21 protein-coding genes and 1 pseudogene are annotated in these 25,817 nt (G+C 49.8%); 7 read left to right on the plus strand and 15 right to left on the minus strand.

Annotated features, from left to right (window positions below):
- Positions 1–18: 18 nt before the first annotated feature.
- Both ACJJIJ_RS05490 and ACJJIJ_RS05495 read right to left on the minus strand, forming a co-directional pair.
- A pseudogene (locus ACJJIJ_RS05490) lies at positions 19–450 on the minus strand (IS5 family transposase); the annotation flags it as partial.
- Positions 348–815 carry a transposase gene (locus ACJJIJ_RS05495; protein WP_353505443.1) on the minus strand — a complete coding sequence of 156 codons (468 nt, stop codon included), beginning with the start codon at positions 813–815 and terminating at the stop codon, positions 348–350. The gene ACJJIJ_RS05495 and the pseudogene ACJJIJ_RS05490, both read right to left, overlap by 103 nt.
- A gap of 274 nt (positions 816–1,089) precedes the next feature.
- On the opposite strand from ACJJIJ_RS05495, the gene ACJJIJ_RS05500 reads away from it, so the two are divergent.
- The 3 genes from ACJJIJ_RS05500 to ACJJIJ_RS05510 all read left to right on the plus strand — a co-directional run bounded on the left by ACJJIJ_RS05500 (position 1,090) and on the right by ACJJIJ_RS05510 (position 4,461).
- On the plus strand, positions 1,090–1,473 hold the full coding sequence (locus ACJJIJ_RS05500) for a SpoIIAA family protein (protein ID WP_444938856.1): 384 nt from the start codon (positions 1,090–1,092) through the stop codon (positions 1,471–1,473).
- Between the two features lie 175 nt (positions 1,474–1,648).
- Positions 1,649–2,098 carry a GyrI-like domain-containing protein gene (locus tag ACJJIJ_RS05505; protein WP_252085556.1) on the plus strand — a complete coding sequence of 150 codons (450 nt, stop codon included), beginning with the start codon at positions 1,649–1,651 and terminating at the stop codon, positions 2,096–2,098.
- 683 nt (positions 2,099–2,781) lie between these two features.
- Entirely contained in the window at positions 2,782–4,461 is a 1,680-nt protein-coding gene (locus ACJJIJ_RS05510) for an NAD-dependent malic enzyme (protein ID WP_444898436.1), read from the plus strand.
- Between the two features lie 49 nt (positions 4,462–4,510).
- Here ACJJIJ_RS05510 and ACJJIJ_RS05515 read toward each other — a convergent pair whose 3' ends face one another.
- From ACJJIJ_RS05515 to ACJJIJ_RS05530, 4 genes are all read right to left on the minus strand, one after another.
- Complete coding sequence (locus ACJJIJ_RS05515) at positions 4,511–5,815, minus strand: patatin-like phospholipase family protein (protein WP_444938857.1); 1,305 nt, start codon at positions 5,813–5,815, stop codon at positions 4,511–4,513.
- A gap of 46 nt (positions 5,816–5,861) precedes the next feature.
- Positions 5,862–6,656 carry a M48 family metallopeptidase gene (locus tag ACJJIJ_RS05520; protein WP_444938858.1) on the minus strand — a complete coding sequence of 265 codons (795 nt, stop codon included), beginning with the start codon at positions 6,654–6,656 and terminating at the stop codon, positions 5,862–5,864.
- Between the two features lie 7 nt (positions 6,657–6,663).
- The gene (locus ACJJIJ_RS05525; RefSeq protein ID WP_444939567.1) at positions 6,664–9,963 is read right to left on the minus strand and encodes a type I restriction endonuclease subunit R; all 3,300 of its coding nucleotides are present in this window, start codon (positions 9,961–9,963) and stop codon (positions 6,664–6,666) included.
- 373 nt (positions 9,964–10,336) lie between these two features.
- On the minus strand, positions 10,337–10,957 hold the full coding sequence (locus ACJJIJ_RS05530; RefSeq protein ID WP_444938859.1) for an NHL repeat-containing protein: 621 nt from the start codon (positions 10,955–10,957) through the stop codon (positions 10,337–10,339).
- Between the two features lie 149 nt (positions 10,958–11,106).
- Here ACJJIJ_RS05530 and ACJJIJ_RS05535 point away from each other — a divergent pair, with 149 nt between their 5' ends.
- The gene (locus ACJJIJ_RS05535; protein WP_444938860.1) at positions 11,107–11,286 is read left to right on the plus strand and encodes a hypothetical protein; all 180 of its coding nucleotides are present in this window, start codon (positions 11,107–11,109) and stop codon (positions 11,284–11,286) included.
- 556 nt (positions 11,287–11,842) lie between these two features.
- On the opposite strand, the gene ACJJIJ_RS05540 is transcribed toward ACJJIJ_RS05535, so the two are convergent.
- Genes ACJJIJ_RS05540 through ACJJIJ_RS05550 form a run of 3 tightly spaced genes read right to left on the minus strand, consistent with a single transcriptional unit; the run spans position 11,843 to position 15,340 of the window.
- Positions 11,843–12,550 (minus strand): YecA/YgfB family protein, encoded by a 708-nt coding sequence (locus ACJJIJ_RS05540; protein WP_444938861.1) that lies wholly within the window; start codon positions 12,548–12,550, stop codon positions 11,843–11,845.
- Positions 12,547–13,812, minus strand: coding sequence for a restriction endonuclease subunit S (locus ACJJIJ_RS05545; protein WP_444938862.1), 1,266 nt, complete (start codon positions 13,810–13,812; stop codon positions 12,547–12,549). The genes ACJJIJ_RS05540 and ACJJIJ_RS05545 overlap by 4 nt, the downstream gene beginning before the upstream one ends.
- A complete protein-coding gene (locus ACJJIJ_RS05550) occupies positions 13,802–15,340 on the minus strand; it encodes a type I restriction-modification system subunit M (RefSeq protein ID WP_444938863.1) in 1,539 nt (512 codons plus the stop codon). Before ACJJIJ_RS05550 ends, ACJJIJ_RS05545 begins: the two co-directional genes overlap by 11 nt.
- A gap of 491 nt (positions 15,341–15,831) precedes the next feature.
- On the opposite strand from ACJJIJ_RS05550, the gene ACJJIJ_RS05555 reads away from it, so the two are divergent.
- Complete coding sequence (locus tag ACJJIJ_RS05555) at positions 15,832–16,377, plus strand: hypothetical protein (protein WP_444938864.1); 546 nt, start codon at positions 15,832–15,834, stop codon at positions 16,375–16,377.
- A 215-nt stretch (positions 16,378–16,592) separates the two neighbouring features.
- Here the strand turns inward: ACJJIJ_RS05555 and ACJJIJ_RS05560 are convergent, their stop codons facing one another.
- The 3 genes from ACJJIJ_RS05560 to ACJJIJ_RS05570 form a co-directional block, all read right to left on the minus strand.
- Positions 16,593–17,327, minus strand: coding sequence for a siderophore-interacting protein (locus tag ACJJIJ_RS05560; protein ID WP_444938865.1), 735 nt, complete (start codon positions 17,325–17,327; stop codon positions 16,593–16,595).
- A 13-nt stretch (positions 17,328–17,340) separates the two neighbouring features.
- Positions 17,341–17,778: a MarR family winged helix-turn-helix transcriptional regulator gene (locus tag ACJJIJ_RS05565; RefSeq protein ID WP_444938866.1), complete on the minus strand. Its 438-nt coding sequence runs from the start codon at positions 17,776–17,778 to the stop codon at positions 17,341–17,343.
- Between the two features lie 227 nt (positions 17,779–18,005).
- Positions 18,006–19,730, minus strand: coding sequence for a hypothetical protein (locus ACJJIJ_RS05570; RefSeq protein ID WP_444938867.1), 1,725 nt, complete (start codon positions 19,728–19,730; stop codon positions 18,006–18,008).
- Positions 19,731–20,310: 580 nt separating this feature from the next.
- On the opposite strand from ACJJIJ_RS05570, the gene ACJJIJ_RS05575 reads away from it, so the two are divergent.
- Positions 20,311–20,658, plus strand: a complete 348-nt coding sequence (locus ACJJIJ_RS05575; RefSeq protein WP_444939568.1) for a hypothetical protein — start codon at positions 20,311–20,313, stop codon at positions 20,656–20,658.
- Between the two features lie 27 nt (positions 20,659–20,685).
- Here ACJJIJ_RS05575 and ACJJIJ_RS05580 read toward each other — a convergent pair whose 3' ends face one another.
- Genes ACJJIJ_RS05580 through ACJJIJ_RS05590 form a run of 3 tightly spaced genes read right to left on the minus strand, consistent with a single transcriptional unit; the run spans position 20,686 to position 24,046 of the window.
- On the minus strand, positions 20,686–22,074 hold the full coding sequence (locus tag ACJJIJ_RS05580) for a hypothetical protein (protein WP_444938868.1): 1,389 nt from the start codon (positions 22,072–22,074) through the stop codon (positions 20,686–20,688).
- Positions 22,075–22,092: 18 nt separating this feature from the next.
- On the minus strand, positions 22,093–22,455 hold the full coding sequence (locus tag ACJJIJ_RS05585; RefSeq protein ID WP_444888763.1) for a hypothetical protein: 363 nt from the start codon (positions 22,453–22,455) through the stop codon (positions 22,093–22,095).
- Positions 22,456–22,465: 10 nt separating this feature from the next.
- Positions 22,466–24,046 (minus strand): hypothetical protein, encoded by a 1,581-nt coding sequence (locus tag ACJJIJ_RS05590; RefSeq protein ID WP_444938869.1) that lies wholly within the window; start codon positions 24,044–24,046, stop codon positions 22,466–22,468.
- A 542-nt stretch (positions 24,047–24,588) separates the two neighbouring features.
- On the opposite strand from ACJJIJ_RS05590, the gene ACJJIJ_RS05595 reads away from it, so the two are divergent.
- Positions 24,589–25,812: an enterotoxin (HBL) gene (locus ACJJIJ_RS05595; RefSeq protein WP_444938870.1), complete on the plus strand. Its 1,224-nt coding sequence runs from the start codon at positions 24,589–24,591 to the stop codon at positions 25,810–25,812.
- Positions 25,813–25,817 lie beyond the last annotated feature (5 nt).

Here is a 25,817-nt window from a genome sequence, read left to right on the forward strand (position 1 = left end):
GTTTCTTTAGAAGCTGTTTCATAACTTCTTTAGCGTAATTAACATGCAGGCAATATAGAAAAAAGCTCTGTATGAAGATAAGTAGCGATCCCACCTGACGACTAAACGGCGGTAGTTCCCTAGCCATGCAAAAGTTCGCTCAACTTTCCAACGTCGCACATATCTCCTAAGCTTTCTGCCATCTTGTTTCGAAGGTTTTCTTCTATTCCTGCGGTGAGGGCAAATTAGGTCAATTTCACGGCGGGCCAAACTATGGCGTAGTGGATCAGAATCTGCAGCCTTGTCGTACACCAATCGTCGAATTTTTGTATTTTCATAGGTAACATCGAGTAGTGGATGTAATAAATTTACTTCTGCTGGTGAGGCCGAAGTAACGGTGCCTCCCAATGGAATACCTTCGCCATCGACCACCACCATCCACTTTGTACCCTTGCCTCGCTTAGTTTTTCCGACTTCTGCTCCCCTTTTTTTGCTGAAGCAAAGCTACCATCCGAAAAGACTTCTTCCCAATTGAGCAGGGATCTTTGATCGAGCTGTCCGAGAAATTTTCTCCAAGCCTCCAACCAAGCGCCTTGCTCTTCCCAAAACTGGAGCCTTCTCCAGCAAGTACTCGGCGAAGGGTAAGATGGGGGGAGATCCTTCCATCGTGCTCCTGAGCGCAAAATCCACAAGATACCTTCAAAACATGCACGGTTATCAATGGGTTTGGGACCTCCTTTTCCACGTTTTAGCTGGGGAAGGCAAGGCTCAATCAATTTCCACTGAGCGTCGGTTAATTCTGACTTAAATCTACTCACACTTACTGGTCTTATCATTCCATGAGGTCGCAAGAATAACTGATTTCAAGTTATGAAACAGCTTCTAGACTTGGTTGAGGCAGAAAACTGGTCGTTAGGTGGGCAAATCTTAACGAAAGAGATGGCCTTGCAAATCAAAGAGAAAGCAGATTCTAGCAGAGCATTGTAGAGTATTTCCTCCTGATACTTTTACCCTGCGGTTAAAATAAGCTTAATGTGAAAAATGGGATGGTACTGTCCACACCATATTTTTAATTCCTGACTATAGATTATTGGAAATGGGATTAACGAGATGATCAAAGCGATAGATATCGGTATTCCTAATAGCCTCGCTTTCAGGGTATCTGATTCAATTACTGAAAGTGATGTTTCCGAGACTTTGGCTCAAGCAAAGTTGCTTGGTGAGAAGTATAAGAGGATCACTATCTATGAGGAAATTGAGTCATTTAAGGGGCTTGAGTTCTCGGCAGTGCTAGAAAAATTGAAATACTTGGTTAATGTTGGTATTTCTAATATCTCTGCGGCAGCCATTCTGACGGATAAGCAATGGCTACAAAAGATCGTGAAGGCTGAAGATAAGATATTTAGGAATATAGATATCCAGTGCTTCTCTTTGGAACAGCGTGACGAGGCGGTTCAATTTCTCAACCGTTACAGGCCAGAAAAACTCGATTAACTCAACAAGAGGTAGTTGTGGAATTTTTCTTCGGTTTGGGGCTCAAAGCAAGGAAATTACTACATGGAAGTAGCTACCCTTAGCTTTAAGGTGAACCCCTTTAGTTGTTCATCCATGCACTTAGCTGTGTATTGGATTACAAGTAACATCAATAATTGATAAAAATGAGGTAGTTATGGTCGTTGAACAAATTCCCGGCTTTGATCTGGTGGGGCTCTGCGCAAGAACAAAGAATGAGAATGAGGCGGATGCCTCTACTGCGCAAATAGCTCCCCTGTGGGAGAAGTTTAGTACCGAGGCAGCTCCCAAGTTTACGGGAGCTCCCCAGATTTATGGGGTCTATACCAACTATGAGTCAGACCATAGCGGGTTGTTTGATATCTATGCTTGCTCAGATCTGCTTTCAACAGATATGTCCGAAGATTTCAAGCCGATACATGTGCAATCGGGTAAGTATCTGGTGTTTTCCGCCCAGGGAGAAATGCCGCAGACGGTTATCGACTTATGGGGTGAGATATGGAATTACTTTTCCTCTCCAGATTGTCCTCATCAAAGAGCCTACACCACAGACTTTGAACATTACCTGAGCCCAAATGAGATAAGAGTTGCCATTTCAATCAAATAGTGGCCTTGGGGGTTCCTAAGAAGACTGTGCCTACAGGTTTAGGGCCCCTCTATCTTGCTTCGCTTCTACAAAGAGCTTTTTCCGAAAGGCTTTCTGATGGTTGAAAAATGATCGCCTGCTTTACCAAAACTTCAAAACGCCCAGATAGACAGCATGGTCACTATGGACATGTCCTAGTGCCAAAATAGACAGTACTACTATTGCTGTCTCGGTTCGCTTGTGCATTAGGTGCTGGTTGGTGACATCCTATTTTCCGCCTCTTCGATATTTTGTCTTTGCAGGTACCAATTCTTCCTCCTTCAAGTTTTCTAACCACATTTTCCTAACTTCCTCTTGAAAATTCCCATGAAACTATGGGGCTAGGAGGGAAATACAGGTGGGCAGCACACTTCTCCTTACAGGCTTCGCAGTTGTTTATTTCTTACTCTCGTTGTTCCTGGAGTCGTTTAGTCTCAGCCCTGAGAGCATCGGTAAAAAGCAAGCTAGCATGATTAAAAGGCACTTATCCTGATCCCAAGGTGCAGAGGGTAGGCCTTGTTAAAGTCCATAACACTAGATAGTCTTTAAGCCCCCTTGGACTGGCGGGTCTGTGCAAATTAGTGGCTCCCTTTGCATTATTCAGTAAGGTTGGAAGCTTTTTGCGCAATATGTCTCGTCTATCACCGCATTGAAAAAGCAGGTTTATGAGCAACAACGAAAAGCGTCCCTTATATATCCCGCATGCTGGCCCCTCTCTACTGGAAATGCCACTGCTAAACAAAGGCAGTGCATTTACCCTAGAGGAAAGGCTCGAGTTTAATCTGGCGGGTCTCTTGCCGACCAATGTAGAGACTATTGAGGAACAGGCTCGACGGGCCTATTACCAGTACCAACAGTGTAAGACTGGCCTGGATAAGCATATCTTTTTGCGTGGTATACAGGACGATAATGAAACGTTGTTCTTTTACCTGATTGAGCATCATATTGATGAAATGCTGCCGATCATCTATACGCCTACCGTTGGGGCGGCCTGTGAGGAATTCTCTAATATTTATCGCAACCATCGAGGTCTGTTTGTTTCCTACCCAGACCGAGAATACATAGATGATATCTTGCGCAGTGCCACTAAGGAAAACGTCAAGGTTATCGTCGTTACCGATGGTGAGCGTATCCTCGGTCTTGGCGACCAGGGTATTGGTGGCATGGGTATTCCCATTGGAAAATTGTCTCTATACACCGCCTGTGGTGGTATCAGCCCAGCTTACACACTTCCGGTCACTTTGGATGTTGGCACCAATAACCGCACTCTGCTCAGCGATCCTATGTATATGGGTTGGCGCCATGAGCGTATCTCTCAGAAGGAGTACGATGAGTTTTTAGAGCAGTTTATCGAGGCGGTGAAGCGTCGCTGGCCCAAGGTTTTGGTGCAGTTTGAAGATTTTGCTCAAACGAATGCCATGCCGTTACTGCAGCGCTATAGGGATCAAATCTGCTGTTTCAATGACGATATCCAGGGTACCGCCGCTGTTACCCTGGGTACTATTTTGGCTGCTTGTAAAACCTGGCAGGAGCCCTTAACAGCCCAGCGGGTTTTGATTGTGGGTGCTGGTTCTGCCGGTTGCGGAATTGCTGAGCAGGTGGTGTCCGCCATGGTACAGGCGGGGCTTAGTGATACGGATGCGCGCTCGCGTATTTTTATGTTTGATCGCTATGGATTGGTCACCTCGGATATGAAGGGGCTGCATGACTTCCAGGCGGCGCTGGCTCAGTCACCGGATATCTTCGATGGGGCGCCCGAGTCAGACCTGCAGAGTCTGATCAGTAGGGTGAAGCCGAGTATTCTTATTGGCGTATCCGGGCAGGGTGGGTTGTTTAACCAACAAGTAATTGAGGCGTTACAAGCTGGCCATGAGCGCCCACTGGTGATGCCGCTTTCAAACCCCACCTCCCGCGCGGAGGCGACTCCCACGGAAATATATACCTGGACTAAGGGAGAGGCGCTGGTGGCTACCGGTAGTCCTTTTGCTGCCGTGGAAATTGATGGGCGCCACCATCCGGTTGCTCAGTGCAACAATGTGTATATCTTCCCAGGTATCGGTCTTGGGGTGATCGCAGCCAACGCCACGCGGGTTACCGATGGCATGTTGATGGCAGCTTCTAACGCCCTGGCGGAGCAGGCTCCAGTGGTGAAACAGGGGGAGGGCGCACTGCTACCGCACTTGGATGATATTCGTGAGGTGAGCATTGATATCGCCAGAGCTGTAGCTGCCCAGGCACAGCTTGATGGAGTTGCCCCGAAAGTGAGCCACGAGCAGTTAGAGAGGTCTCTCAAGCGCAACTTCTGGCACGCAAACTATCGCAGCTATCGACGCCGTTCCTTCTAATCACCCTTAAAAAATCTATGCCGGGTACTTTTTACCCGGCTTTCTTTCCTTAAGCCAACTGCTCCCCAGAGTAGAAAACTTCCGGCCTGCGCAGAACAAGATAATCCTCCCATTGAAATCCGTTGCTTAGGAACTCGATCGCCGCCCTTACGCCGGACAGGAACAGGTGTTCGCAGTGTTCTCCTGGCATGGCGAAATCCAACCAGTGAGGATGCTCGCCGTTGGTCATAGGTTCTATAGCGATCTCTTTCACCAGCGTGTGGTATTCCGCATTTAGGCTGGCCCGCACATGGTTGTCGAGCATGTTACGGCAGGTATTGATTAGCCCCATGGCAAAGCGCCCCACCTTGTCAGACTTGGGTTGATAGTGGTCCACTTCCAACTTAATGCCAAAAGTGGGTAGTTTGGGGGTACCGACTGGCTTGTGGAAGATATCAAAGGGGAAGTTGGATACCAGGCCACCATCCACAAACTGAATTTCTTTAGGGAAACCATTTTTAAAGAACAGCCTGGGATCACCAATTCCCTTGATACTGCGCCAGTTCTCAGCCACTGAGCTGCATTCATCCAGCTGGGGAATATTCTTCACTGTATAGGGTTTGAAAAAGCCCGGCACAGACATAGAGGCCCGTACGAATTCGGCAGGATTTATCGCATCCGGGTTGCTAAAGTAGAGAGGGGCTTTTGCGGGAAAAACAGCCCGTGTCTCAGTGGTAATATCCGCTGCTACCAGCGCCACTTCTGCAGCGCCCACCTGATGATCTGGTTCTCCCCGATAATGGAGAGTGGGAAACTGGTTGATACGCTGCTTAAGTTGTGCGGTATTGGTAATGCCCAGCTGGCGTAACTCTTCTTGCAACCATTGGCTAAAAGTGTCGCCAGGATTGAGACCCTTATCTCGCAATAGCTGTTTGCAGGTGCGCAGGGAGTCGAATGGGTGTAGGGCCAGGCTACTAAAAAGCCCTTTGCCTTTGAGCAGGCGCTGCACGGTTTTACGCGCAAAGCGCTCACCATCTTCAAAGCTGGCAAAGTCCGCCTTAGCCATAATATCCAGTAACTTTGCACTCTTAAGTGAGCTCGGCGTACCGGCAGCGGCTAAAAATAGTGCATTGATGGCACCTGCAGAAGTACCTGCAACCTTGCGAAAGCGAATACCGGCCTTCTCAAGGATGTAGGTGTAGCCCACCAGTGCAATCCCTAGCATGCCACCGCCTTCCATCACCAGGTCGACATACTGGAGGCCGTTAGAGTCCTGCACATCACTAAATGACTTGCCTTCGATCGATGTACGCGAATTTTGCCAAAGAGTATCGGCTTCGGAGATGGCGCTGGTCACCCACGCTGTGTTACTCATATGATCTTTCCCTGAGGTGGCAGTAGGTTCCATACGAAAGTTGAAATTAGTATCGGCTAAAAGAATGGGGCAGGGTATCACCCAGAATCAAATTCGCCATAGCGTCCAGTTTGTTTTTCGTGCCTTCCCACCTGGGCATCACTTGATTCATTAAACGGTAAAATCGCTCGCTGTGGTTGTGTTCGGCGATATGGCAGAGCTCGTGCAAAATGACATAGTCGATGCACTGGCGCGGCGCTTTTACCAGGTGGGGATTGAGGGTAATACGCCCCAGGGGGGAGCAGCTGCCCCACTGGGTTTTCATACTGAGGATACGCAGGGGCGGGCGCCCGGAAACCCACAGGGTCTGCTCAAGCAGAGTATCCAGGCGGCGGTGAAAAATTTCTTTGGCGCGTGACTTGTACCATTCGACCAAAAGCAGGCGCACCCTTTCGGGGTCTTTTTTCCGCACGGATACTTCCAGCTTGCCGCGCAGTAATTTCACCTGTTGTTGGGTGTCTTCAGACTCAATGACTTTCAGCAGATATTGCTTGCCCAGGTAGTAGTGGCTCTCGCCGCTGATATATTGCCGTGGCGTTATATATTCCAACGCTTTGCGGAAATCCCGCAGCTGCTGGTAAATCCAGCGTCCCCGTTTTTTTACCGCCTTTAATACCGCATCGTTATCGATAGGCTCCGGTGCGCTGACCACCACACGACAGTCGGGGTGCACTTTGATCAGCACTCGCCCACTGGCCTGGGAGCGGGGCTGGCATTCAAACGTGATGCGTTCATCCCCATAGGCAAAGCTCAGTTGCCGGGAGTTGGGGTTAGTTGGGGGGGAAGTAATGGGCACATTCATGCCGAGGTTAGTCTCCGCTTAAACCAACGCGGGTGATCTGTAGGATCATCTCCACCATTTTCCTGGTTTGCTCCATACCACTGCCGATGGATTTACACTCCATAAATAATTTGGGTGTCAGCTTTTTTTTGATCTCTGACTCGATATTTTCCGGGTTGATGGAGTGTTCCATTACGGCTTGGTTAACAGCCGTATCCACCTCGAAAGCTAGCTTGATCCACTTATCCTGCACCTGGCTATCACCAACCGCAAAAACCTCCGGCAGGTTTTTCTTGAATACACCAAAATAGGCCTGGGCGTGGCGGTTATCGGCAAAGGCATTGGGGATTTCATCCAGGGTGCGGGCTTTTACCTGGGCTTCCAGCGCTTCGAACAGTAAGTACTGCTTGTGTGGGTGGTCGAACAGTTTTTCCGCCTCCTCAATGGCTTGCAGCAGTAACTTGGAAAAGGCTTCCTGGGCATAGGGATCGTCGCGCAACTCCTGTTCGATCATGCGGGTGACGCGGGTTTTGATAATATCGGTTTCGTTGCGGGTTTTGTCCTCCCCCCAATCTTCAGGCCGCTCCGCCTTGCCCATTTTATTGACTTCGTATTTACCCTCGGGCTCTAAGATTTCCACGCCCACCACATGCTTATCCAACAGGTTTTTTACCTGGGCCGCGTATTGGTCATAGTCCACAGAGATTCCGGTTTGCTGTAGCGCCCATTGGCGCAAACTGGCAAATTGTTTAACCGTCTGTTTGTAGTGCTGGCGATCACTATCCGTAAAAGTTTTGTCTTCGAAGAAGGTGGCCGATTGCAAGGCTACTTTCAGGCAGGTGGTGAAGTGGGTCAGTGCCTCGTAGAAGTCCTCGCGCACTTTTAGGTTCACATCAACTAGCTCACCATTGCGCTGTTCAATTTTGGGCACTATCACCTGGCGCAGTTGCTCGGTGTCCTGCTTATTTTTTACGCCGGCGAAAATGCCCCAAAGGTTTTTATACAACAGGGGCAGGCGCTTGTACTCGCTGCTCATGGGGCTATAGAGCCCGGCGATATCGTCGATATCGTAACCGCCCTGGGTGCGCGCGGCCAGATCCTGGTATTTCTGCATGGTGGTATCCAGCTCTGCCAGGATGCCCCGGTAATCGATCAGCAGGCCGAACTTTTTATCCGGGTGCAGGCGGTTGACCCGCGCGATCGCCTGGATCAGATTGTGTTCCTTGAGGGGCTTATCGATATACAGCACCGTATTCTTGGGCTCATCGAATCCTGTCAGTAGTTTGTCCACCACAATCAGCAGTTTCAGGGAGTCGTCTTTATCGAAGCGCTCAATCACTCCCTGGGTGTAGCGCTGTTCATTTTGCGAGCCCACATTGTCTTTCCACCACTTCACCACCTCCGGCATCGAGGATTCATCTATCGCCTCGTTGCCCTCGCGGGTATCCGGTGCACTGATCACTACCGCCGATTTAAATCTCTGCGCTTCTGGCCAGTGTTGTTGGGCCTCATCCAGGTACTTTTTATATTGGATGGCAGTGGCTTTGCTATCGCAGGCCAGCTGGCCCTTTAAACCCGCATCGATGTTATTAACAAAATGGGTGGCGATATCGGTAGCAATCAGTCGAATGCGATCGTCTGCAGTGTAAATCTCTCCCTTACGGGCAAACTTGCGCTTTAAATCTGCCTGCTGCTCCTCACTTAACCCCACCGTAATGCGCTCAAACCAGCGGTCAATTGCGCGCTCGTTAACATTCAGGTCTGGGATACGCTCTTCGTACAGCAGTGGGGTTACGGTGCGATCCTCCACCGCCCGCTGCATGGTATAGGCATGGACTATGGGGCCGAATTTATTGGTGGTTTTGTCGTCTTTCAGCAGAGGCGTGCCGGTAAAGGCCACAAAGGCGGCATTGGGCAGGGCCTGGCGCATACGGATATGGTTTTCGCCGCCCTGGCTGCGGTGGCCCTCGTCGATCAGCACAATCAGGTCGGCACTGTCATTGCGGCATTCCGGCAGCGCAGTGGCGCCGGTAAATTTTTGCACCAGCGAGAAGATAATCCGCTCATTGCCGCTGCCAATCTGCTGGGCCAAACGCTTGCCGGAAGTAGCCATCGCCGCTTCCTTATCTTTCTTGCCCGCCAGTTCGCCGCCGCTGGCAAAGGTATTGCTGAGCTGGCGCTCCAGATCCACCCGGTCGGTGACAATAACCAGGCGGCTCTGTTTGAGACTCGGCTGGAAGATCAGCGCCTTGCTTAAAAACACCATGGTGAAGGATTTGCCGGAGCCGGTGGTATGCCAGATTACGCCGCCCTCCCGCGCGCCGTCATTGCTGCGTTGGGCAATGCGCTCCAAGAGCCGTTTGATACCGAATACCTGCTGATAGCGGGCGACGATTTTGCCGGCCTTTTTATCGAACAGAGTGAAGTAACGGACCATCTCCAGCAGTCGCTGGGGCGATAGCAAGCTGATTAACAACCGATCCTGGCCGCCCAGGGCCAGCTCGCCGCCGGCGATCAGGGTTTGGTACCAGTCCAGATCTGATGGGGAGCGCTGTTTAAACAGAGTTTGGATTTGTTCGCTGGAAAGGGGGCGGTTTTTGATCGCCAGCATTTCCTCATCGGCGATATCTTCCTCGCGCCAGGCCGCCCAGAATTTTGCAGGGGTGTTACAAGTGCCGTAGCGACCCTCGGCACCGTTGACTGACAATAATAGTTGGCTGTAGGCGAACAGTTTCGGGATTTCATCGTGGCGCTGGTTGCGCAGGCTCTGGGAGATACCCTCGTCGATAGAGGGGCCTTTCTTGCCATCCGGACGCTTGGCTTCGATCACTACCAGGGGAATACCGTTAACGAAACACACCATATCCGGGCGGCGGGTCTCTACGCCGCTGGCGCGGGTTACGCTGAATTCCTCGGTAAAGGCAAAGTGATTGTTTTCGATGGTGTGCCAGTCGATCAGGGCAATAGTGGGGGTGGCTTTTTTGCCATCGACAAATTCGGTCACCGAAATGCCGTAGAGCAGGTGGTTGTACAGCTCCTCATTGGCTGCCGGCAGCCCTTTGTTCAGCGCAGGGCTGCATACGATACCAATCAGGTGGTCGATGGATTTTTGCGAGAGAGGCTGCTCTTTACCGGCGAAATGGAAGGTCCGTTTGCCCAGCTCACGGCGCAGTATTTTGGTGAGCACCACCTGGTCCTGGCGCCCACTACGGGCTTGGTGGGCCTCGGCGGGTGGTAAAAACGACCAGCCCAGATTGCACAACAGGGCCAGGGCGGGGATCTTTGCGGTGTATTCTTCTTGGAATTTCGGTACTGCTGTGTAATCCATTTCCACGGTAATGCATGTCTCCAAAGGGAAATCCATTTTTATTGGGATAAAAGTTTCTCCGTTTATGGGCTGTGGAGCAAGTGGAAAGGGGCGATTGCCAGCCCGCCGCTTGCGAGATGGTGCCGCAAGCGGCGTTGGTTTGAGAGCTGTGAGGTTGGAAGCCGTAGGCTAGCTGTTGTTGTTGCTTTTACTGGCCGGTGGTTTTGGGGGGTCCCTGGTATGGGTATCTGTACTGAGTAGCGGAGTGCTTATCTCACTGCTGGATTATTGTCCTTGTGAGTATTGCACCGCGCCAAGAAGTGGGAAAAGGCACTCCTTGGGCGGGGCTGTAACTAGCGTGTGGATATTATCCAGTCGCTAAAGCTAGTGCCTATTAAATTGAGACACCCATATTGCCTTCAGTACCGATACAATATCCAAATATTTCATGGAAAAAGAGGCTTTTACATTCAAAATTGGAGGCGATATGGAAAGTGTCATTCGGGAATTTGGGGTCGTGAAGTCCCAGGTTGTGCTCGGTTCCCACGCAGTAGATATCATTTCTTGGGTCACCGGGCCTAAAGGCAATCCAATCCAGTTTCCAGCCGCCGAGATCACCCTGATCATCCCACTTGCCGTCAATGGGGTTCCATTGACCTACATTACCGTCGGCGCCTACACACCACATTACTCCAAAGTTATCGAAGGCAATCATCTTTAGGTCCCAGGGCTTTGCAATGTCCGGTTCCTCCCAGGCTCCAGTGGTGGTATTCCACTTGGCAAGATTACCTTTAGTCCCAACGCTCCACATGGCATTTGATTTATCAAATGCAATCATCTTGGAATCCCAGGATTGGTTGTACTCTTTTTTGTCAACGAGACCAAAAGTTCTTGAATTCCACTTTCCGATATTATTAGAAGTTCCCACACACCACAGGTTATCTTCTCTATCAAAAGTGACCATATTTAAGTACCACGTTGAGAGGAATCCTCTGTCTTTAAAGTTCATTTCCATGGTTAATCTCCTTTGGGTTTTGGGATCAGTTTTTCTGATGCTTCGGGGTACCAAAATATGAAGGCTAAAAGTGAATTCACTGGATAATTAACAAATAAGCCAGCTGGAGCCTTGGTGTCATTTTTGTCAAAAGTTTCCAGGCAAAAAGTATGCGCGGTCTTTTGAAAGGAAAAGTGTTTTATATGCACTTAGCACTTTCCAGCAAAGACTTACATTGTGCTAGCCTATTTATTTTTCAAACGCTGGATACGGCCTATCCAGTGGCGGCTATTATTGCAAAAAGTGAGATTGAGGCTTTGTGGCTGGTTATATTTCTTTCCACTAAATAGCAGGGCTAAAGAACAGAGCTGGCCACTCGGCTTGATAAAAACCTCCTAATCAGTTGTTTCAAGCGATCTTAAAGCAAAGGCCTGTTATTTAATATGCTCCACCGTTAAAAGGGCGGGGATTCCTACAGGTGGTTGGTGCCATCTTGGAAGTGGTCAGCCAGCTCAAAGTAAATTGTAAAAATTAAATAATTGCGGGCTAGTTGGGGCGGTATTTATAGGTTGTTGCCGTGACGCGTTTATCAATTAATTTGGCTTTGTGAAATAGGGTGTCGTGAATTTTTTGGTTGGAGCGGCAGCCACTGAATTTTCAAAAATAGATTCGTCTCAGCAATGGGTTTTTAAAAGTTGGCATTTGGGCGGTGTGTGTTTTCGTCGACTGGAAAGGAGCAGTTACTGGAAAGAGGAAGAAAGAGAACACGCTGTGCCCGGACCCTGTAGGGTATAGATGTCGATTGGGCGCTTCTTAGATGTCTTCACAGGACATCTGAAGTGCAGCGTATTCTGTTCAGTGGGAAAGCGTTCTGTATTTTATACGCGGCCTTGTGTATGGCCGCTATCAATGCAAACAGCAGCGTTTAAACTTTTTACCGCTTCCACAGGGGCAGGGGTCGTTGCGGCCGGTTTTGGAATCGGTTTTAGGCTTGGTGCGGTGGGGGCTGGGGTTGGTTGAGAGTTCCGGGGCGCGCTGTTGCAGCCAGTGGCGGTGCAGGGCGCGGGCGGCGGGTTCTATTTGGGTGATGCTTTGCTGATGCTCCGTATCGGTGAGGGTGCCGAGGTGATCGAAGTGTTCCTCGCGGCCGTGTAGGGCGATGGCTTGTAGCTGGGTATCCAGTTCTGCGGGCAGGTTGGGCCATTGGCCCAGGTCGACGCCGCGCATATAGCCGAAGCACCACTCCTCGACGATGGCGAAGGGAGCTTCGCCCTCTCGCTCGGTGATGCGGAATAGGGCGCTGAACTCTGCGGGGGTTTCCACCAGCATCATGGCATTGCTGTTCATCAGCTGGAACAGCAGCGCGGTAAAGCGCTGCATCTCCTCCTCGCTCTGCCACTCCGGTTCATTGCCGGGGCCGCCCCAGATTTCGGGGAACCAGCGGCTGGGGGGAATCATTTCCGGGCCCGACACCAGGGCGGTGAGAAAACCGTCCAGTTCGCAGATATCCAGTACCGAATCGTCGTTGCCGTATTTGAGCAGCACGTCCTCAATAAATTCCAGATCGGCTTCACTGATGGGTGTATCGAGATCGAGGGTTTCGCTAAAAGTCATTGGACTTCCCCTATCTGAACCCGGCGCTTGCCGGTGAGCAGCTGCTGCATCAGGGCTTTTTTCTCCCGCTTTAGGCAGTCGAGTTTTTGTTGTAGGGTTTCGATTTCTCGATCGGCGTTTGCTAGAATAGATGCGATGGAATGTTGTTCCTCTAGTGGCGGTAAAGGAACGTGAATCGCACTAAATTCCTTCCAACGCAGGCTACCTCTACGATCTACAGATGCATTTGTTGCTGCACAGAATATTTGACGATAATGTTCAGTTTTTAGAATTGCGATAAGGTAGTCGCCATTCACCTTGGCCCTATCAATATCAAAGACAACATAGATTGGGCTGACAATTCCAAAATCGTACAACTTTTGAAGGCCGATAGAGCCCTCTTCAATATGATTGGACGGAAACCCAAAGCAATTCCGAGGAATGATTCGGTATCCAGAGGTGTCATCACTATATACTTTTTTCTTAAAGTACTTTAAAGAGTCCACAAAGCCCGTATGCTTTGAGCAAGATAAAACTGGATAGTTGTGATTTTTGTTGTTTTTTTCAGAGAGTTGAATAGCGATGTCCTTTATGGCTGGGTAATTCCAGTCTTCAGGTATTTCGCCATATCGAGTCTTCTTGAAAGAAATCGTATTGCTTTTTAGGCGCTTTTTGCCGGTCAGCAGTTGCTGCATCAGGGCCTTTTTCTGCTGGCGGCTGCTGGCGAGCAGTTTTTCGGTGGTGTCGATGGCCTTATCCCAGGTGGATAGGATTTGGGCGATCTTTTTTTGTTCGGGGAGCGGTGGGATAGGTATCGGAAAATCGCCAATTAGGTCGGTATTCAAGTTTGGCTGTCCAACACCGGGGGCGACAACGTCACGAAAATACTGAGTTTTTGATAATAAATAATAGTAGGCATATTCTGTTGCGATACCGTCAAGCTCTAACAGCATCGCAATTCCATCGTTTGCACCACATTTTATTGAGGAAATTTTAGGAACACCCAACGTTGCTCCACTATTTGTGAGCATCAGAGTTCCAGGATCTGTTATACGAGTCCTCTCAGCCCCAGCTTTAGTAAGCATGGATTTAGTAGATTTCAGATACATTTCAGCTGAACTGGTTATGTCTGCAACTGTTGCCCATGGCAAAAAATCACCATCAAAATATAGGGGGCTGCCAGCCGGGCGAGGAGAACTACCCCTTACAACCCTACAAACATTTTTTATTAAAGCTCCTACCCACTTATCTGGTAGGTTGCCAGCCACTGTTTTATGAGTCATAACCCAACTCCTGCAAATACTGCTCCATTTCCCCTTCCAGCTCGCTTAACTGAGCCTTAAGCTGCTGCCGCTCGGCACGCACGGCCAGCAGGTCGATCTCTTCCTCCTCCTCGAAGGTATCCACATAGCGGGGGATATTCAGGTTGTAGTCGTTATCCTGAATTTCCTTAAGGCTGGCCACATAGGCGTATTTGTCCAGGTCGGCGCCCTGGCGGTAGGTGGCCACCACTTTGTCGATATTGTCCTGGGTAAGCAGGTTCTGGTTTTTGCCCGCTTTAAATTCCCGCGAGGCGTCGATAAACATCACGCTGTCGTCCTGCTTGTCGCGGGCGAAGATCAGGATGGCGGCGGGGATGCCGGTGCCGTAGAAGAGTTTTTCCGGCAGGCCGATCACCGCGTCCAGCAGGTTCTCCTCGATCAGCTGCTTGCGGATCTTGCCCTCAGCAGAGCCCCGGAACAGCACGCCGTGGGGCACCACCACGCCCATGCGCCCGCTCTTGGGATTGAGGGTTTCGATCATATGCAGGATAAAGGCGTAGTCCCCCTTGGTTTTCGGCGGTACACCGCGCTGAAAGCGGCCGAAGGGGTCGTTGCCGGCTTCGTCGTGGCCCCATTTGTCCAGGGAGAAGGGCGGGTTGGCGGTGACGATATCGAACAGGTCCAGGTTGCCGTTTTTGTCCAGCAACTTGGGATTGCGAATGGTATCGCCCCATTCGATTTTGTGGTTGTCCTCGCCGTGCAGGAACATATTCATCTTGGCCAGAGACCAGGTGGAGCCGATGGCTTCCTGGCCGTAGAGTTCGTACTGCTTGCTGTTGTGGTGTTCCCGCACCTTGCGCCCGCACTTCATCAGCAGGGAGGCGGAGCCGCACGTAGGATCGCAGATACGATCGCCGGGGCGGGGGTCGAGCAGTTCGGCGATCAACTCAGACACTTCCGGCGGGGTGTAGAACTCGCCGGCCTTCTGGCCGCCGCTGGCGGCGAAGTTCTTGATCAGGTATTCGTAGCCGTTGCCGATCACATCCAGGTTGCCCACGCGGCTGGGGCGCAGGTTCAGTTCGGTTTTGGCGAAGTCTTCCAGCAGGTGGCGCAGGATGGTGTTCTTCTGCTTCTCCTCGCCCAGCTTATCGGTATTGAAGGAGATATCCTGGAACACGCTCTTGCCGGCGTCCTTGAGCTTGGTGCCGTTGGCCTCTTCGATGGCGTGCAGGGCCTGATCGATACGCTCGCCATTGCCGGGCTCGTGACGGTGCTCGTACAGGGTGTAGAAGCTGGCACTGGGCGGCAGTACAAAGCGCTCGCTCTTCATCATCTCTTCGATAAGCTCCGGCTCGTCGCCGTAGGTTTCCACATACTCCTCGTAGTGGTCCTGCCACACATCGGAGATGTACTTGAGGAACAGCATGGTGAGGATAAAGTCTTTATAGGTATCGGCGCTGATGGTGCCGCGAAAGGTATCGCAGGCATTCCACAGGGCCTTGTTGATGCTGTCCTGGCTGATTTGTTCGGCGGCGCTATTGCTGCTCATGGGGTGCTTCTTGTCCTTTGTGTACTGCTGGGGCGCTATGGTCCAATTGAATTCGGTTTGCGCTGGCATTGCTACAGGTGTTGTCGCGGGCGTTGTTACCCGGTTTTACGCTGCTGTCTGTTTGGATGGCTCGCTGGTCGGGCCTGCTCTGGAACAGTTGCCCGATGGTGTGGGAGCTTCCCAGACAAGGCCGGGCCAAGCCCGCGTTGCGCTAAATGTCGGGGATGGTGATTCAGCTGCCGGATGGCGTCAAGGGCATTTATACCCTTATATCCTGAGCGTGATGCAGCGGCTTAGGTCGTGGAAGTCACTGCCGGATAATTCGTGTTGGCGACAGACTCTCCTTGATTATTTTTTGCGCTGCTGTGGTGGGCCTTCGGTATGGCTGGGCTGGCTAATCTATAGAGAGCCTTGTTCGCGGAAGGACTGTTGAGGCGCTAATGACGCCAGAGCAGTGGCTGGGGCTTGTTAGCAGGGAGAGGAGGTCAAATATGATTCGGCATATTGCATGTATCTTGGCGAGCCTGGTTCTGGGATTCAGTGGGAGTTTGAGCCTGGCCGAGACGGAGCAAAATAAAGGAAGGTATCTTGGGGCCTTTAATGACCCCGTGGCTTATTGTCGAGTTGTGGTCAATGCCGATAGCCCGGAAGAACCCTATATCGGCCCGGCAAAACCGCAGGTAGTGTTATCGGGTATTTACCAGGCGGCTGGTATTTCTGCCGGTGCCCCGAGGGATTGGGTTGCGGGGGGTACTTTTTGGCGTTGTATGCATGGCGGAGTCTATGCGTGCTTTGTCGGCGCCAATCTTCCCTGTGAAGAAAAGGCGGACACTTCGAAGGAGCCAAGTGAGGCAATTGCCGCTTACTGTAAGAGCAACCCTGCGTCGGAATCTATACCAGCCGTTGTAACTGGGCGGGTGACTATCTATGCATGGCACTGTGAGAATGGCATTCCAGAAATTACCCGCCAGGCGCTACAGGTAGATGAACGGGGTTATATTGCTAATTATTGGTATCGGATGGATCGATCAGGATAAAGAGTAATTTTCGCGAAAGTGGTTTTCCTTATAGTAATGGAGAGTTTCTGCTACTGAGGTGTGAAAACATAACGCCGCTGTGAAATGCGGGCAAACTATTTTGGGGTTAGCGCACTTGGGGTTGACGTACATAGTGTCAGTGCCGAATAAGCCCCCAGCAGAGGGGGTTACTCCCCGCTGCTTTTTTGGCCTCTAAAACCTGTTAGTTTTTCCCTTTAGGCCTGTTCGTTATCCAGTTTTTTCGCGAGCTTGTGCCCTTCATCAGAGTCCCCAAGTTTCCAGTAGCTGGAAATGTAAATATGGGTTTTGGGGATTTCTTTATCCTGCTTAAAAAATTTTCGTAACTGACGCATGCTATTAAATTCGCAGGCGGCCCAAATGGCGGCTTGGCCTGGAAGCCAGGGCAGTGCCTGAATCTTAGGAAGCAGTAGTTCGCCGGTGGGGAAGGAATTTACCACCCAGTACAGTTGGAGGTTTTTTGGGTGTTTCAGTGGCTGAATATCCGATTCGCTTGAAACTTCTATCACCGCGTATCCGCTGGCCTCCTCGGGTAGTTGGGCCAGGTTAACACTGATGGCGGGTAGGGCGGTCATATCGCCAGCGAGCAAAAACCAGTCGGCCTCTGGGTTAACTAGCTTCTTGGGGCCTGGCCCTCCTATCAGAATAGAGTCGCCGGGTTGTGCATTGGCCGCCCAATTTGAGGCTGGCCCTTCATGTTCATGCAAAGCGAAGTCGATATCGATTTCTGCCTGCCGTTGGTGCCTGATGGTATAGCTTCTCATCAGTGGGCGTTCACCTTCACCCTGGGGGAAAACCAGTTTTATATAGGCGCTTTCCTGGTCGCAGGGAAAGGATTCCAACCCTTCGCCACCCAGAGTGATACGTAGCATGTGTTCTGAGACTTTTGTGGAGCGCAAAACGACCAGCTCTCGTGTGCGTTTTTCAGCCATGTATTGAGGCTCCTTAATCTGAAGTAGAGTATTCGGTCAGGTTCTCGATCATAACGCTGGCAATATGGGCAAATGCCTTGAGTTCTTTCTCGCTCAGGTTGTGCGTCATTACAGCGATAACCTCTGTTTCCAGGTTATGCACTTTTTCAAGAATCTTTTTTCCTGATGCTGTGGGAGCAAGGAACTGACTGCGGCGGTCATTAGGGTTGTCTGTTTTTTTGATAAGTTTGGATTGAACCAACTCATTAAGTACCCGTGTAATCTGGGCCTTATCTTGATTCATTCGCAGTGCAATTGACCGTGCGGTACTCTGCGGATACTTGCAAATTCCCTTGAGCACGCGAATATGATTTACCGGAAGGTCAATTCTTTGCTCCTGAATGCTGATCCGCAGCTGCTTTTTGTAAGCGTGGATCAGCTGGTGCAGGGTTTCGTTGACTGAGTAGCTCACAGGGTTGCCGCATTAACTTGATTGATATTGTCAACTTTATTTTAGGTGGTTGATTGTGTCAACTAAATTGAAGAGTATTGTTTTGGGCCGAAAGACGCTTTTCGGCGGCGGAGAGATTAGGGCGAGAGCTTTGCAGAAAGCTTTCGCCTTTGGGCGCGGAGTATTGAAAGCTAAAAAGCCGACTAAAGGGGAGGGGAGCCCCTCCCCAAGAGCGAAAGGAGTCACGCTTACCAGGTTAAACTGATATCAGTTCCATCAAACTTTACGTCTGAGTCATACACATATTTCAATGTGCCCTTCCAGAAGGAGCCGTGCCACTCCCAGTCGGCATCGTAGCTGACTTCATTGAGCACCTTTTGACTAAAGGCTTCAAAGCTGCCATAGCGCTCCTCGCTACCCATAATCACTACCCAGGTTTGCTCGTTCCAGTCGCAGCTAACGGTGTTGGAGTCGCCGTTGCCGCAGGGATAGCGCACGGCGATATAGCCGTCGTCTTCCTTGCCGAATTTCCAGTTACCGCTGCGCTTCTCCTCCTCGAAACCTTCGGGCCACTGCAATGCCACGTTGGAGCCGCCCGAATGGAACAGTTCAATTGCCGGATAGGGGTTGTATTGGATGACGGCAACATTATTCACCTGCTTAATCTTGGGATGGTGATCGTTTTGCATGGTGCTGTTGCCATCGCCAACCTTCGCCCAGACCGATTGGGTGCCGGTAGTGGCAATCCAAGGCGTTTGCTGATAGCCCTGGCGACCACCCCAGTAATTCTGAATGGAGTGCATCATCACACCGCCATCCTTATACATGGAAAAGTTAGCGCCAGAGAGCACGGAGCTGCGGCTGAATACCGCTCCGGCCTTGGCGGCAGCAGGGGCGGCAGCTTCTGAAAGCCCCAGGAACTGGTCGAAGGCCTTCAGTCCTTCATAGCCTTCAAGTTGATATTTACTGACGAACCAAGCGGTATCGGCAGCTACATCCGGGTGGAAATAAGCTCCCTGACTCCAATAGAAAGGCACGCGCTCTTCGCGGGGGAAATCAGCATAAATATCGTTTCTGGCATCGCCGAGAGAGTGGCCTACCGAGTAATTCATATTCAGGTCTTTACCGAAATACTTGAAGATATCATCGGTAATTTCCAAGCCAGAGGTGGCCAGCATTACCCCTGCGGGACTCGGTGTTCTCACTGATTCCTTACCGAGCCCCGTTAGCAGGTAAATGATGCGGTTGATGTTGCCGCCGGAACCGTTCCTGCGGTAGCCATCATTACTGCGGCCTGCGGCTGAGAAAAGGATGCCCTGGTCGTTGGTGACCAGCAGTATGTCCTGCAGCAAGCGTTGCGCAGCGCCCGTGGCCAGCTCGCGAATTTCTGCATCTTCAGAAAAATCGACGAGGTTAAGTAGCGCAGATAAGGTGTAGGGGTAATAGACCGGGGAGTAAAACTCATAGAAACCATACTGGTTTTTTACTTCCAGGTAGCGCTTTAAGCGCTTGTAAGTTCTGTCGTCTTCAAATGCACCGTACTTTTCCTGTAGAAGATACTGGGCAGATGTGTACATGATCATATGGTTTTCAGAGGCGAAGACGTGATCCCCAGTGCCGCCTTCCTTAAACCAGAAGTGGTATCCGTCCAAAGCAGCAAAGAGTTCATCTTTGATTTCTGGGCGGAAAAACAGTATACGGATGAGTCTGGTAAGGGTGAAGTCTGAATTCTTCTTGCCGCCATTACGCAGGACATCCAAATTCTTATTCAGCGCCTCCCAATTGAGCTCATCGCCGGTGTATGCCTGTAAGACGACAGCGGTATCATTAGTGGAAGAAACGCCCTCTTCAATATATTGCAGCTGCCTATCTTGATAGGCGCTCTGATCAAAAGACTGCGCATTGACACTGGCTGAATGTATCGCCAATCCTAAAAAAATCGGGTACAGCATTCCTACTACTGGCACTTTCATCAGTACTTGTTCCTATTTTGATTTTGATTTCTGGTGCTAAACACCATAAATGTACCACTTGTGTATTACAGGAATTTATTGGATTAAACGATAGGTATTTTCTCTCGCTGAAGGTTGCCGATTCGATCAGCTGGGTCCCTTGGTTCTCACTTTTAAAATATATTTTTACTTAGGTTTCTTTTGGGGCTGATTGTTTATTTTTTATGTCTTAACAATGAATTTTAGTGCTTGTTAATTGGTACGGTTTGGTATTAAAAATAAGTTTGCTATTTGCTTAGGGGGTAGATGGTCTATTACAGGTTGGTGGGTTTTGTAGTCTTTTGAGGGCTGTGCAGGAGGGTGCGAATAAAAGGCGTTGAACGGTTGCTACTTTTTGCTGCCGTAAAAATTTGTAGTGGTGGTGTTAGTCTGTTGATAAGGAGCTTGGCTTGGACGTCTCTAATTTATTCAGGCGTGAAATCTTGGCGCGGATTTAAGTTTGCTACTTTAAAGTCAGCGTTTAAGGTTTAGGCTTCTACAGGTTCTGGGGCAAAAAATGAAAAAACTACTAATTTTCTTTGCGGCCGGCTGTTTGGGTGCTGTGGCAAATAGCGTTGTGGTCTGGCTGTTTGGGGATTTTGGAATAACCCCATCTCTTGGGGTATCTATCACCCCTTCATTATCTGCTGAATGGCTATATCCCAGAGTGGTATGGGGTGGCATTTGGGGGCTGTTTTTTATTCTTCCTTTCCTACCATCAAAGCTGTTGTTAAAAGGAAGCATCTTGAGCCTACTCCCCACGGCGTTCCAGCTTTTTGTTGTTTTTCCTGTGATGGCCGGTAAAGGTATGGCAGGGCTTGAGCTGGGGGCGCTTACCCCAATTTTTGTAGTATTTTTTAATTGGATCTGGGGGATTGTTGCCGCGCTTACCATAAAGTGGGCTGAGTAATTCCGCTTGGTTCCTTTTTTGATCGGTTTACATTAACAGGATTCTTTTGGCGGCTTTCAAGCCCCGGCTGGTCGTTGTTGAAGGCCCCTCCAGCCAGTGATCAATAATACGATAAGCAAGTTCGTGTCTTTGCGGGCCGCTTCTACTCTCAGTTAATTCCCCCAGAACCCAGTGATTGTGTGCTATCCAGGTATCCCGAGCGATAGACCGAATTTGTGGGTTTGCCTCGCAGAATAGGGGCAGTGCCGTGCTGAGATTGCTGGGTTGTTGTAAGGTCTCCCTGCTAATAGGTGGTTGCCCTTGGGCTTTCCACCAGTCTCGGGCGGCTTCGGGGTCGTGTCCAAAACGTTGTTTGAAAGATTGGGTGAATGGGCTGAGGAAGGGCCAGTTGCCCCCTTTTACTATTCGCTCAACGATTTCTCTGGTGGTTGCCCGGTCGCCAAAATTCTCCGGATCGTAGAGCACACGGTCTTTAGCTGCGGCATGTATTGGGCTGGTGGCATCGGCGGTAATCTGGGTATTTGCCGGCAGGGCAGCTGCGGCAATTGGCAGCAGTGATGGAGCACCGAGTCCGAGGCAGTGGAATCTTTGCAAGGGTATGTTGTGATCCTGGTAGCCATCTGTAATGCCTTTAAGCACTTGTGCCAAGCGCACATAACGGCGTGGTACAGGCCTATCCAGTTTGAAAGAGGCTCGGTTGAGCACAAAGAAGTCTGTCGCATTTAAATCCCCGCAAATACTGGCCAGTCCTATGGCAGCTGAATGCACTCCGCTTTGTGCGGCCAGCCGGCCGGCGTCCCGGCCGGTGTTGTAATCCATTGCGCTCAGTACTGCATAAACAGTCAAGCCTTGGCTTAGTGGGTGTTCAGAGATTTTTTCCCATAGTCTCAGGCTCTGACGATTACGCGCGGCGATACGCTCTGGTCGCCAGCCGGTAATTTCCCGCTCCAGGTCCAAAGCCACCAGGCAGGTAGTGGCAAAGTCCTCCTGAGCGATCAGGTGGGTGGGATGCATTAATAGCTGGCGTTGCAGCGGGAGATTGGTATCAATGCTATTTGAACGCTCATTACAGTTGGCCAGTACTCTCTCCGCCAGTGTATCTGCCAATATGCGCAAATCTTTTGGGACTTCATTACCGCGGGGCAGTTGACCCAGTTGACGGCGCAGAGCTTTTACCCGCAGGGTTACTTGTCGGGCTTCTTCAGAGAACTGCGAGATGACCGCATCAATCAGTTGTTTGGTGCCGTTATCGGCAAACAGGGGCAACCCTCTGCGGCGCACTTCTGCCGCCATTTGCAGATTGGGATTGGTAATCCGGTGGGCAGATAGCAGGTAGCCTCCGGCGGTAATCATATGGTTGGCAAAGGCATCCAGTGTCTGCCGGCGTAAATTGGCGATAAATCGCATGGTGGTCATTTGCCAGCAAAAGTCTCCTCAAATCAGTGCGTGGGAGCAGGCTTTGTATTCATCAAGTAGTGCGTGGGCTACTTCCAACTCAATTTCGAGCTCCAGGGCTATCTGTTCGAACAGGTCCCAGGCAGCGAGCACGTCTGGGTGAGTTTCAATGCACTCGGATACTGCGTGATCCATTGGCTCTATGGGAAAATCCATTTCATCCTTTTGATGTAAGTTGGGCAGGCTGGGTATCGCTGTCTCCAGGCATTCGCTGCGCACTGCCTCTTTGGCGGCGTGCCACTCCGCTTTTGCCAGCTGTGCCATCGCCAGAAGTACATCTAATTCCGCAATCTGGTCGTGGACTCTGTCCAGTTCTGTCATGCATCCATCATCTGGTGGCATAGTAGCCCTCCTAAGGACGAATTAGGGGCGTAAATAGTAGCTCTCCGGCCCCCAAGGTGGCCTCAGAGTGCTCATCAACTTGGTGGGCACCAAGAGACCAGTAGAGATTGGCGTTGCTACGCCAGGGCTGGAACCAACGGTTGGCGAGCCTTATAAAGCTCACTTCGAAGCTGGACTTACCAATCTCGGCCAGGGCCAGGGAATCGACCTCAACGGCGGGTTTACCATCGAACAGGCTTGAGTGATGTCTATAAGTGCCACTGAGTCTGCAGAAAGCGCCTGGACAAATACCGGCATGTGGTAGGTGAGCAAAGCGCACCACGGCATTTGCCTCGGCATTACTGGAGGGATCTTTCAACATCAGGTGGCTTAATAGCATGCCGCCCTCCTGAGGTGGGGAGGTGACCTCTTCGACAAAGCCCCTGATTTCAACAAACTCTCCCTCTGGACTGGCTTCTAGCTTCGCCAGTTCTTTATTTTTACCGTTGGGAAGCGTTGCTGAAAAAGGCATGGTGTAGATATTTTTTTGAAGGTTTTTGATCTCTCTATCGGAATTAAGCCCCTCGCAACCAAGCGCAAGTCGATAACAGGCAGCCTGGCTAGCGATGGCGATGCGGGTGAGAAAGTGCGCATCCACCGCGAGATCGCCAAGCCTCTCCGCCAAGCCGCCACTACCACGTCGCAATAATTCGGTAATTGTGTTGTGTATTACAGCTTGAGCGCTTGCGAACTGGGGGAGCTTGCTCTCAATATCTCCGGCCAGAAACAAGCACGCCTGTTTGATCTCCACTGATTTTCCAAGAAGTAGGGCGCTGTAAATACGCTTGTGACCACTTTTAAGTAGGCTGGAAAATACTTTTATAATCGTTTTAATGGAATGTATATTGCGCTTGGAAAAGTCGGTACTAGCTGCTTCAGTATCTAGAGCAATATTGAATTGAGCATGTGTTAGCGCGAGTAGCCCTCGACTTAGGCACATGATGACAGCATCTGCGGCACTGTTTAATCTCAGGGCCATTGAAGATGTATTTTCTGGAAAATAAGCCTTTAACAAGTCTATATTTTTTATCTCCCCATTAGCTAATCTGGCCATGGATTCCTGCAGGTTAATTCTCTCGTCCAGGCCTGCAATTTTTTTGCGTAAACGCGTGAGAGTCTGTTCTGAGAGCTTATTACCGGCTAATTCTTCTGCTTTAACGAGAATCTTATTTAACCGATCTTCGGGGTCCATGCTGCGAATTCGCTGCTCAAGGTTTTCAGACCATTGGTTTCGACTCTCACCAATAGCAATGCCACGCAGCACAAACAGAAACTCTAAACCCATACGGTGATGCAGAGAGTGCAGATAGTTGGTGCTTTCTAAGTGGCCTTGAAGATTGCGATACTCACCATAGCCCAACCCTATACAGAGCCGTGCCTGTTGATCTAGTTCTTTCCATGAGTGAGATAATATCGATTGTTGAAGAGTCAGGGCCTCGCGAAAGAGTTTCAATAATTCAGTAGGCTGTTTGTTAAAGGCAGGGAGTAAATCAAACCGGGCACGCTTTAAAGCATCTTTGAGTGGGTAGGGGCTTTCATTGGCCATTGGCATCGGTGTCTCCTGGATGCGATGGGTGGCTCAATATTTACTATTGGCGGAATTGCAACCTTTTCTATTTGGCATGTTATTAAGCATAGTAAATTGTTGAGCGGATATACTTTCGGCGGCTTATTTGCTTTGATGCTTACTTGGGGTTGGGGCTTATATAAAGATAGGTCGGTCTGATTAAGTTTAAAATTTTAGGTTTTCAGGGGGTATTTTAAACACCCTTTAATTCAACGATTTTATTGGATTGAAAAATGGGTGCGGTATTTATAGTTCTATAGGTCAGAGCAAATGAGTTTTCCGTCAGGCATACTGTTGAGAAATCTATCCCTTATTTCAATTTTTACTGGCTATTGAGGTGCTCATTGCGTTGGGTTTGGCACTCTATATTTGAGATGTGAATATAAATATATTTCTATTTCCGATTCATTATAAGGGGTGGCATATTGGTTACAGTTAAAGCTTGCTATATTGGGCTGCGCCTAAATCAAGGTGTTTCTTGGAGATTTCAGGTTTCATCTTAAATATTCATTAAGAGAGAAATAAATATGTCACAGGTAAGTGATGACGTAGATTTGGTGGCGGAGAAAAGTTCCAGCCCAGTGGTGGTGAAACTTTCATTAGCAAAAGCTTTCAAGCATAGTGCTCCATCTATTCGCGAAACTCAGAATACATACAAGCAGAATGTAGTTGCAATAAACACTCTGGTGACTAGCGTTTTGTCCTCAAGCTTGCCTACCTTAAATCAAAATCCGCCGGATTGGAGTGAGTTTGTAGCGGCCTATACACAGGCCAATACCGACGCGCTCGATTGGGTAAATAATGTACTGGCCAGGCTTCTGGATGTGCCCAGTGAGGTGCAAAGTTACAACGGTATTATCAGTCAGTTGTTGCAGGATGCTTTAACCCAGGCGAATACACTCAATAGTGACCCAGGTAATACATCGGCTCTTAATATATTGAAGAACGACCTGGATTCAATCACCTCTCAACTGGGTATTGTTTCGACCTTTATCAGCGGCGCAGTTCAGGCAATTCAAGGTTTTCAGGATAAATTGCCTGATATGGCGACTCAATTGCAGTCAATTGCCGATAAGTCTGTTCAGGATGCGCAGGCCGATGAACAGCAAATTGCTGATTTAAAGAAAGAAATAAAAAATCTTCAGGCAGATATCAAATCACTGACAACAAGTATTGTTGCTCTTGGTATTGCGGATGCTACGGCTATTTCTTTGGGTACTGTCGCTTCTATAGTAGCCTTCCCTGAAGGCCTGTTAACCTGGTTCGTTATGGGGCCAGTGGCTGCAGTGGCAAGCACCTTTATTGCATTGGATGCTGCCAAAATTGTTGCAGACCAAAAGAGCATCAAGGCTAAGCAAGCAGAAATGAATCTGGTAACTGCAGATGTATCAACTCTTCAGATGTTGTCGCAAAGCTTTGGGCAGCTCGCTGAGGAGACCCAGCAGGTAGAAGATAATTTGCAGGCTGTATTGCAAGAGTGGCAAACTCTTGAAAGTGATGTATCTGGCGCCATTAGTGATATTCAGACAGCCATTTCTGACGAGGAGGGCGCTAATTTCTCGGCCGTAATCAATGACCTCAATGATGCGATTACTGAATGGGATGATGCCTATTCCCAGGCGGGCAGCTTGTATCTTGAGCTTAATGTGAATGATGCAGACCTGACAATTGGTATGAGCTCAGATCAGGTTCAGTCTGCTTTTGCCAGTGGCAAAGCGGTTGGAGTAATTCAGTACTACAACAGCCTCTAGAAATA

Source organism: Microbulbifer mixtoriginis (SeqCode), assembly GCF_052467945.1.

Excerpts from the sequence above, each read along its gene's own strand:
- ACJJIJ_RS05495 (WP_353505443.1), bottom strand. The coding sequence starts at position 815 with ATGATAAGACCAGTAAGTGTGAGTAGATTTAAGTCAGAATTAACCGAC.
- ACJJIJ_RS05500 (WP_444938856.1), top strand. The coding sequence starts at position 1,090 with ATGATCAAAGCGATAGATATCGGTATTCCTAATAGCCTCGCTTTCAGG.
- ACJJIJ_RS05505 (WP_252085556.1), top strand. The coding sequence starts at position 1,649 with ATGGTCGTTGAACAAATTCCCGGCTTTGATCTGGTGGGGCTCTGCGCA.
- ACJJIJ_RS05510 (WP_444898436.1), top strand. The coding sequence starts at position 2,782 with ATGAGCAACAACGAAAAGCGTCCCTTATATATCCCGCATGCTGGCCCC.
- ACJJIJ_RS05515 (WP_444938857.1), bottom strand. The coding sequence starts at position 5,815 with ATGAGTAACACAGCGTGGGTGACCAGCGCCATCTCCGAAGCCGATACT.
- ACJJIJ_RS05520 (WP_444938858.1), bottom strand. The coding sequence starts at position 6,656 with ATGAATGTGCCCATTACTTCCCCCCCAACTAACCCCAACTCCCGGCAA.
- ACJJIJ_RS05525 (WP_444939567.1), bottom strand. The coding sequence starts at position 9,963 with ATGGATTACACAGCAGTACCGAAATTCCAAGAAGAATACACCGCAAAG.
- ACJJIJ_RS05530 (WP_444938859.1), bottom strand. The coding sequence starts at position 10,957 with ATGGAAATGAACTTTAAAGACAGAGGATTCCTCTCAACGTGGTACTTA.
- ACJJIJ_RS05535 (WP_444938860.1), top strand. The coding sequence starts at position 11,107 with ATGCGCGGTCTTTTGAAAGGAAAAGTGTTTTATATGCACTTAGCACTT.
- ACJJIJ_RS05540 (WP_444938861.1), bottom strand. The coding sequence starts at position 12,550 with ATGACTTTTAGCGAAACCCTCGATCTCGATACACCCATCAGTGAAGCC.
- ACJJIJ_RS05545 (WP_444938862.1), bottom strand. The coding sequence starts at position 13,812 with ATGACTCATAAAACAGTGGCTGGCAACCTACCAGATAAGTGGGTAGGA.
- ACJJIJ_RS05550 (WP_444938863.1), bottom strand. The coding sequence starts at position 15,340 with ATGAGCAGCAATAGCGCCGCCGAACAAATCAGCCAGGACAGCATCAAC.
- ACJJIJ_RS05555 (WP_444938864.1), top strand. The coding sequence starts at position 15,832 with ATGATTCGGCATATTGCATGTATCTTGGCGAGCCTGGTTCTGGGATTC.
- ACJJIJ_RS05560 (WP_444938865.1), bottom strand. The coding sequence starts at position 17,327 with ATGGCTGAAAAACGCACACGAGAGCTGGTCGTTTTGCGCTCCACAAAA.
- ACJJIJ_RS05570 (WP_444938867.1), bottom strand. The coding sequence starts at position 19,730 with ATGAAAGTGCCAGTAGTAGGAATGCTGTACCCGATTTTTTTAGGATTG.
- ACJJIJ_RS05580 (WP_444938868.1), bottom strand. The coding sequence starts at position 22,074 with ATGACCACCATGCGATTTATCGCCAATTTACGCCGGCAGACACTGGAT.
- ACJJIJ_RS05585 (WP_444888763.1), bottom strand. The coding sequence starts at position 22,455 with ATGCCACCAGATGATGGATGCATGACAGAACTGGACAGAGTCCACGAC.
- ACJJIJ_RS05590 (WP_444938869.1), bottom strand. The coding sequence starts at position 24,046 with ATGCCAATGGCCAATGAAAGCCCCTACCCACTCAAAGATGCTTTAAAG.
- ACJJIJ_RS05595 (WP_444938870.1), top strand. The coding sequence starts at position 24,589 with ATGTCACAGGTAAGTGATGACGTAGATTTGGTGGCGGAGAAAAGTTCC.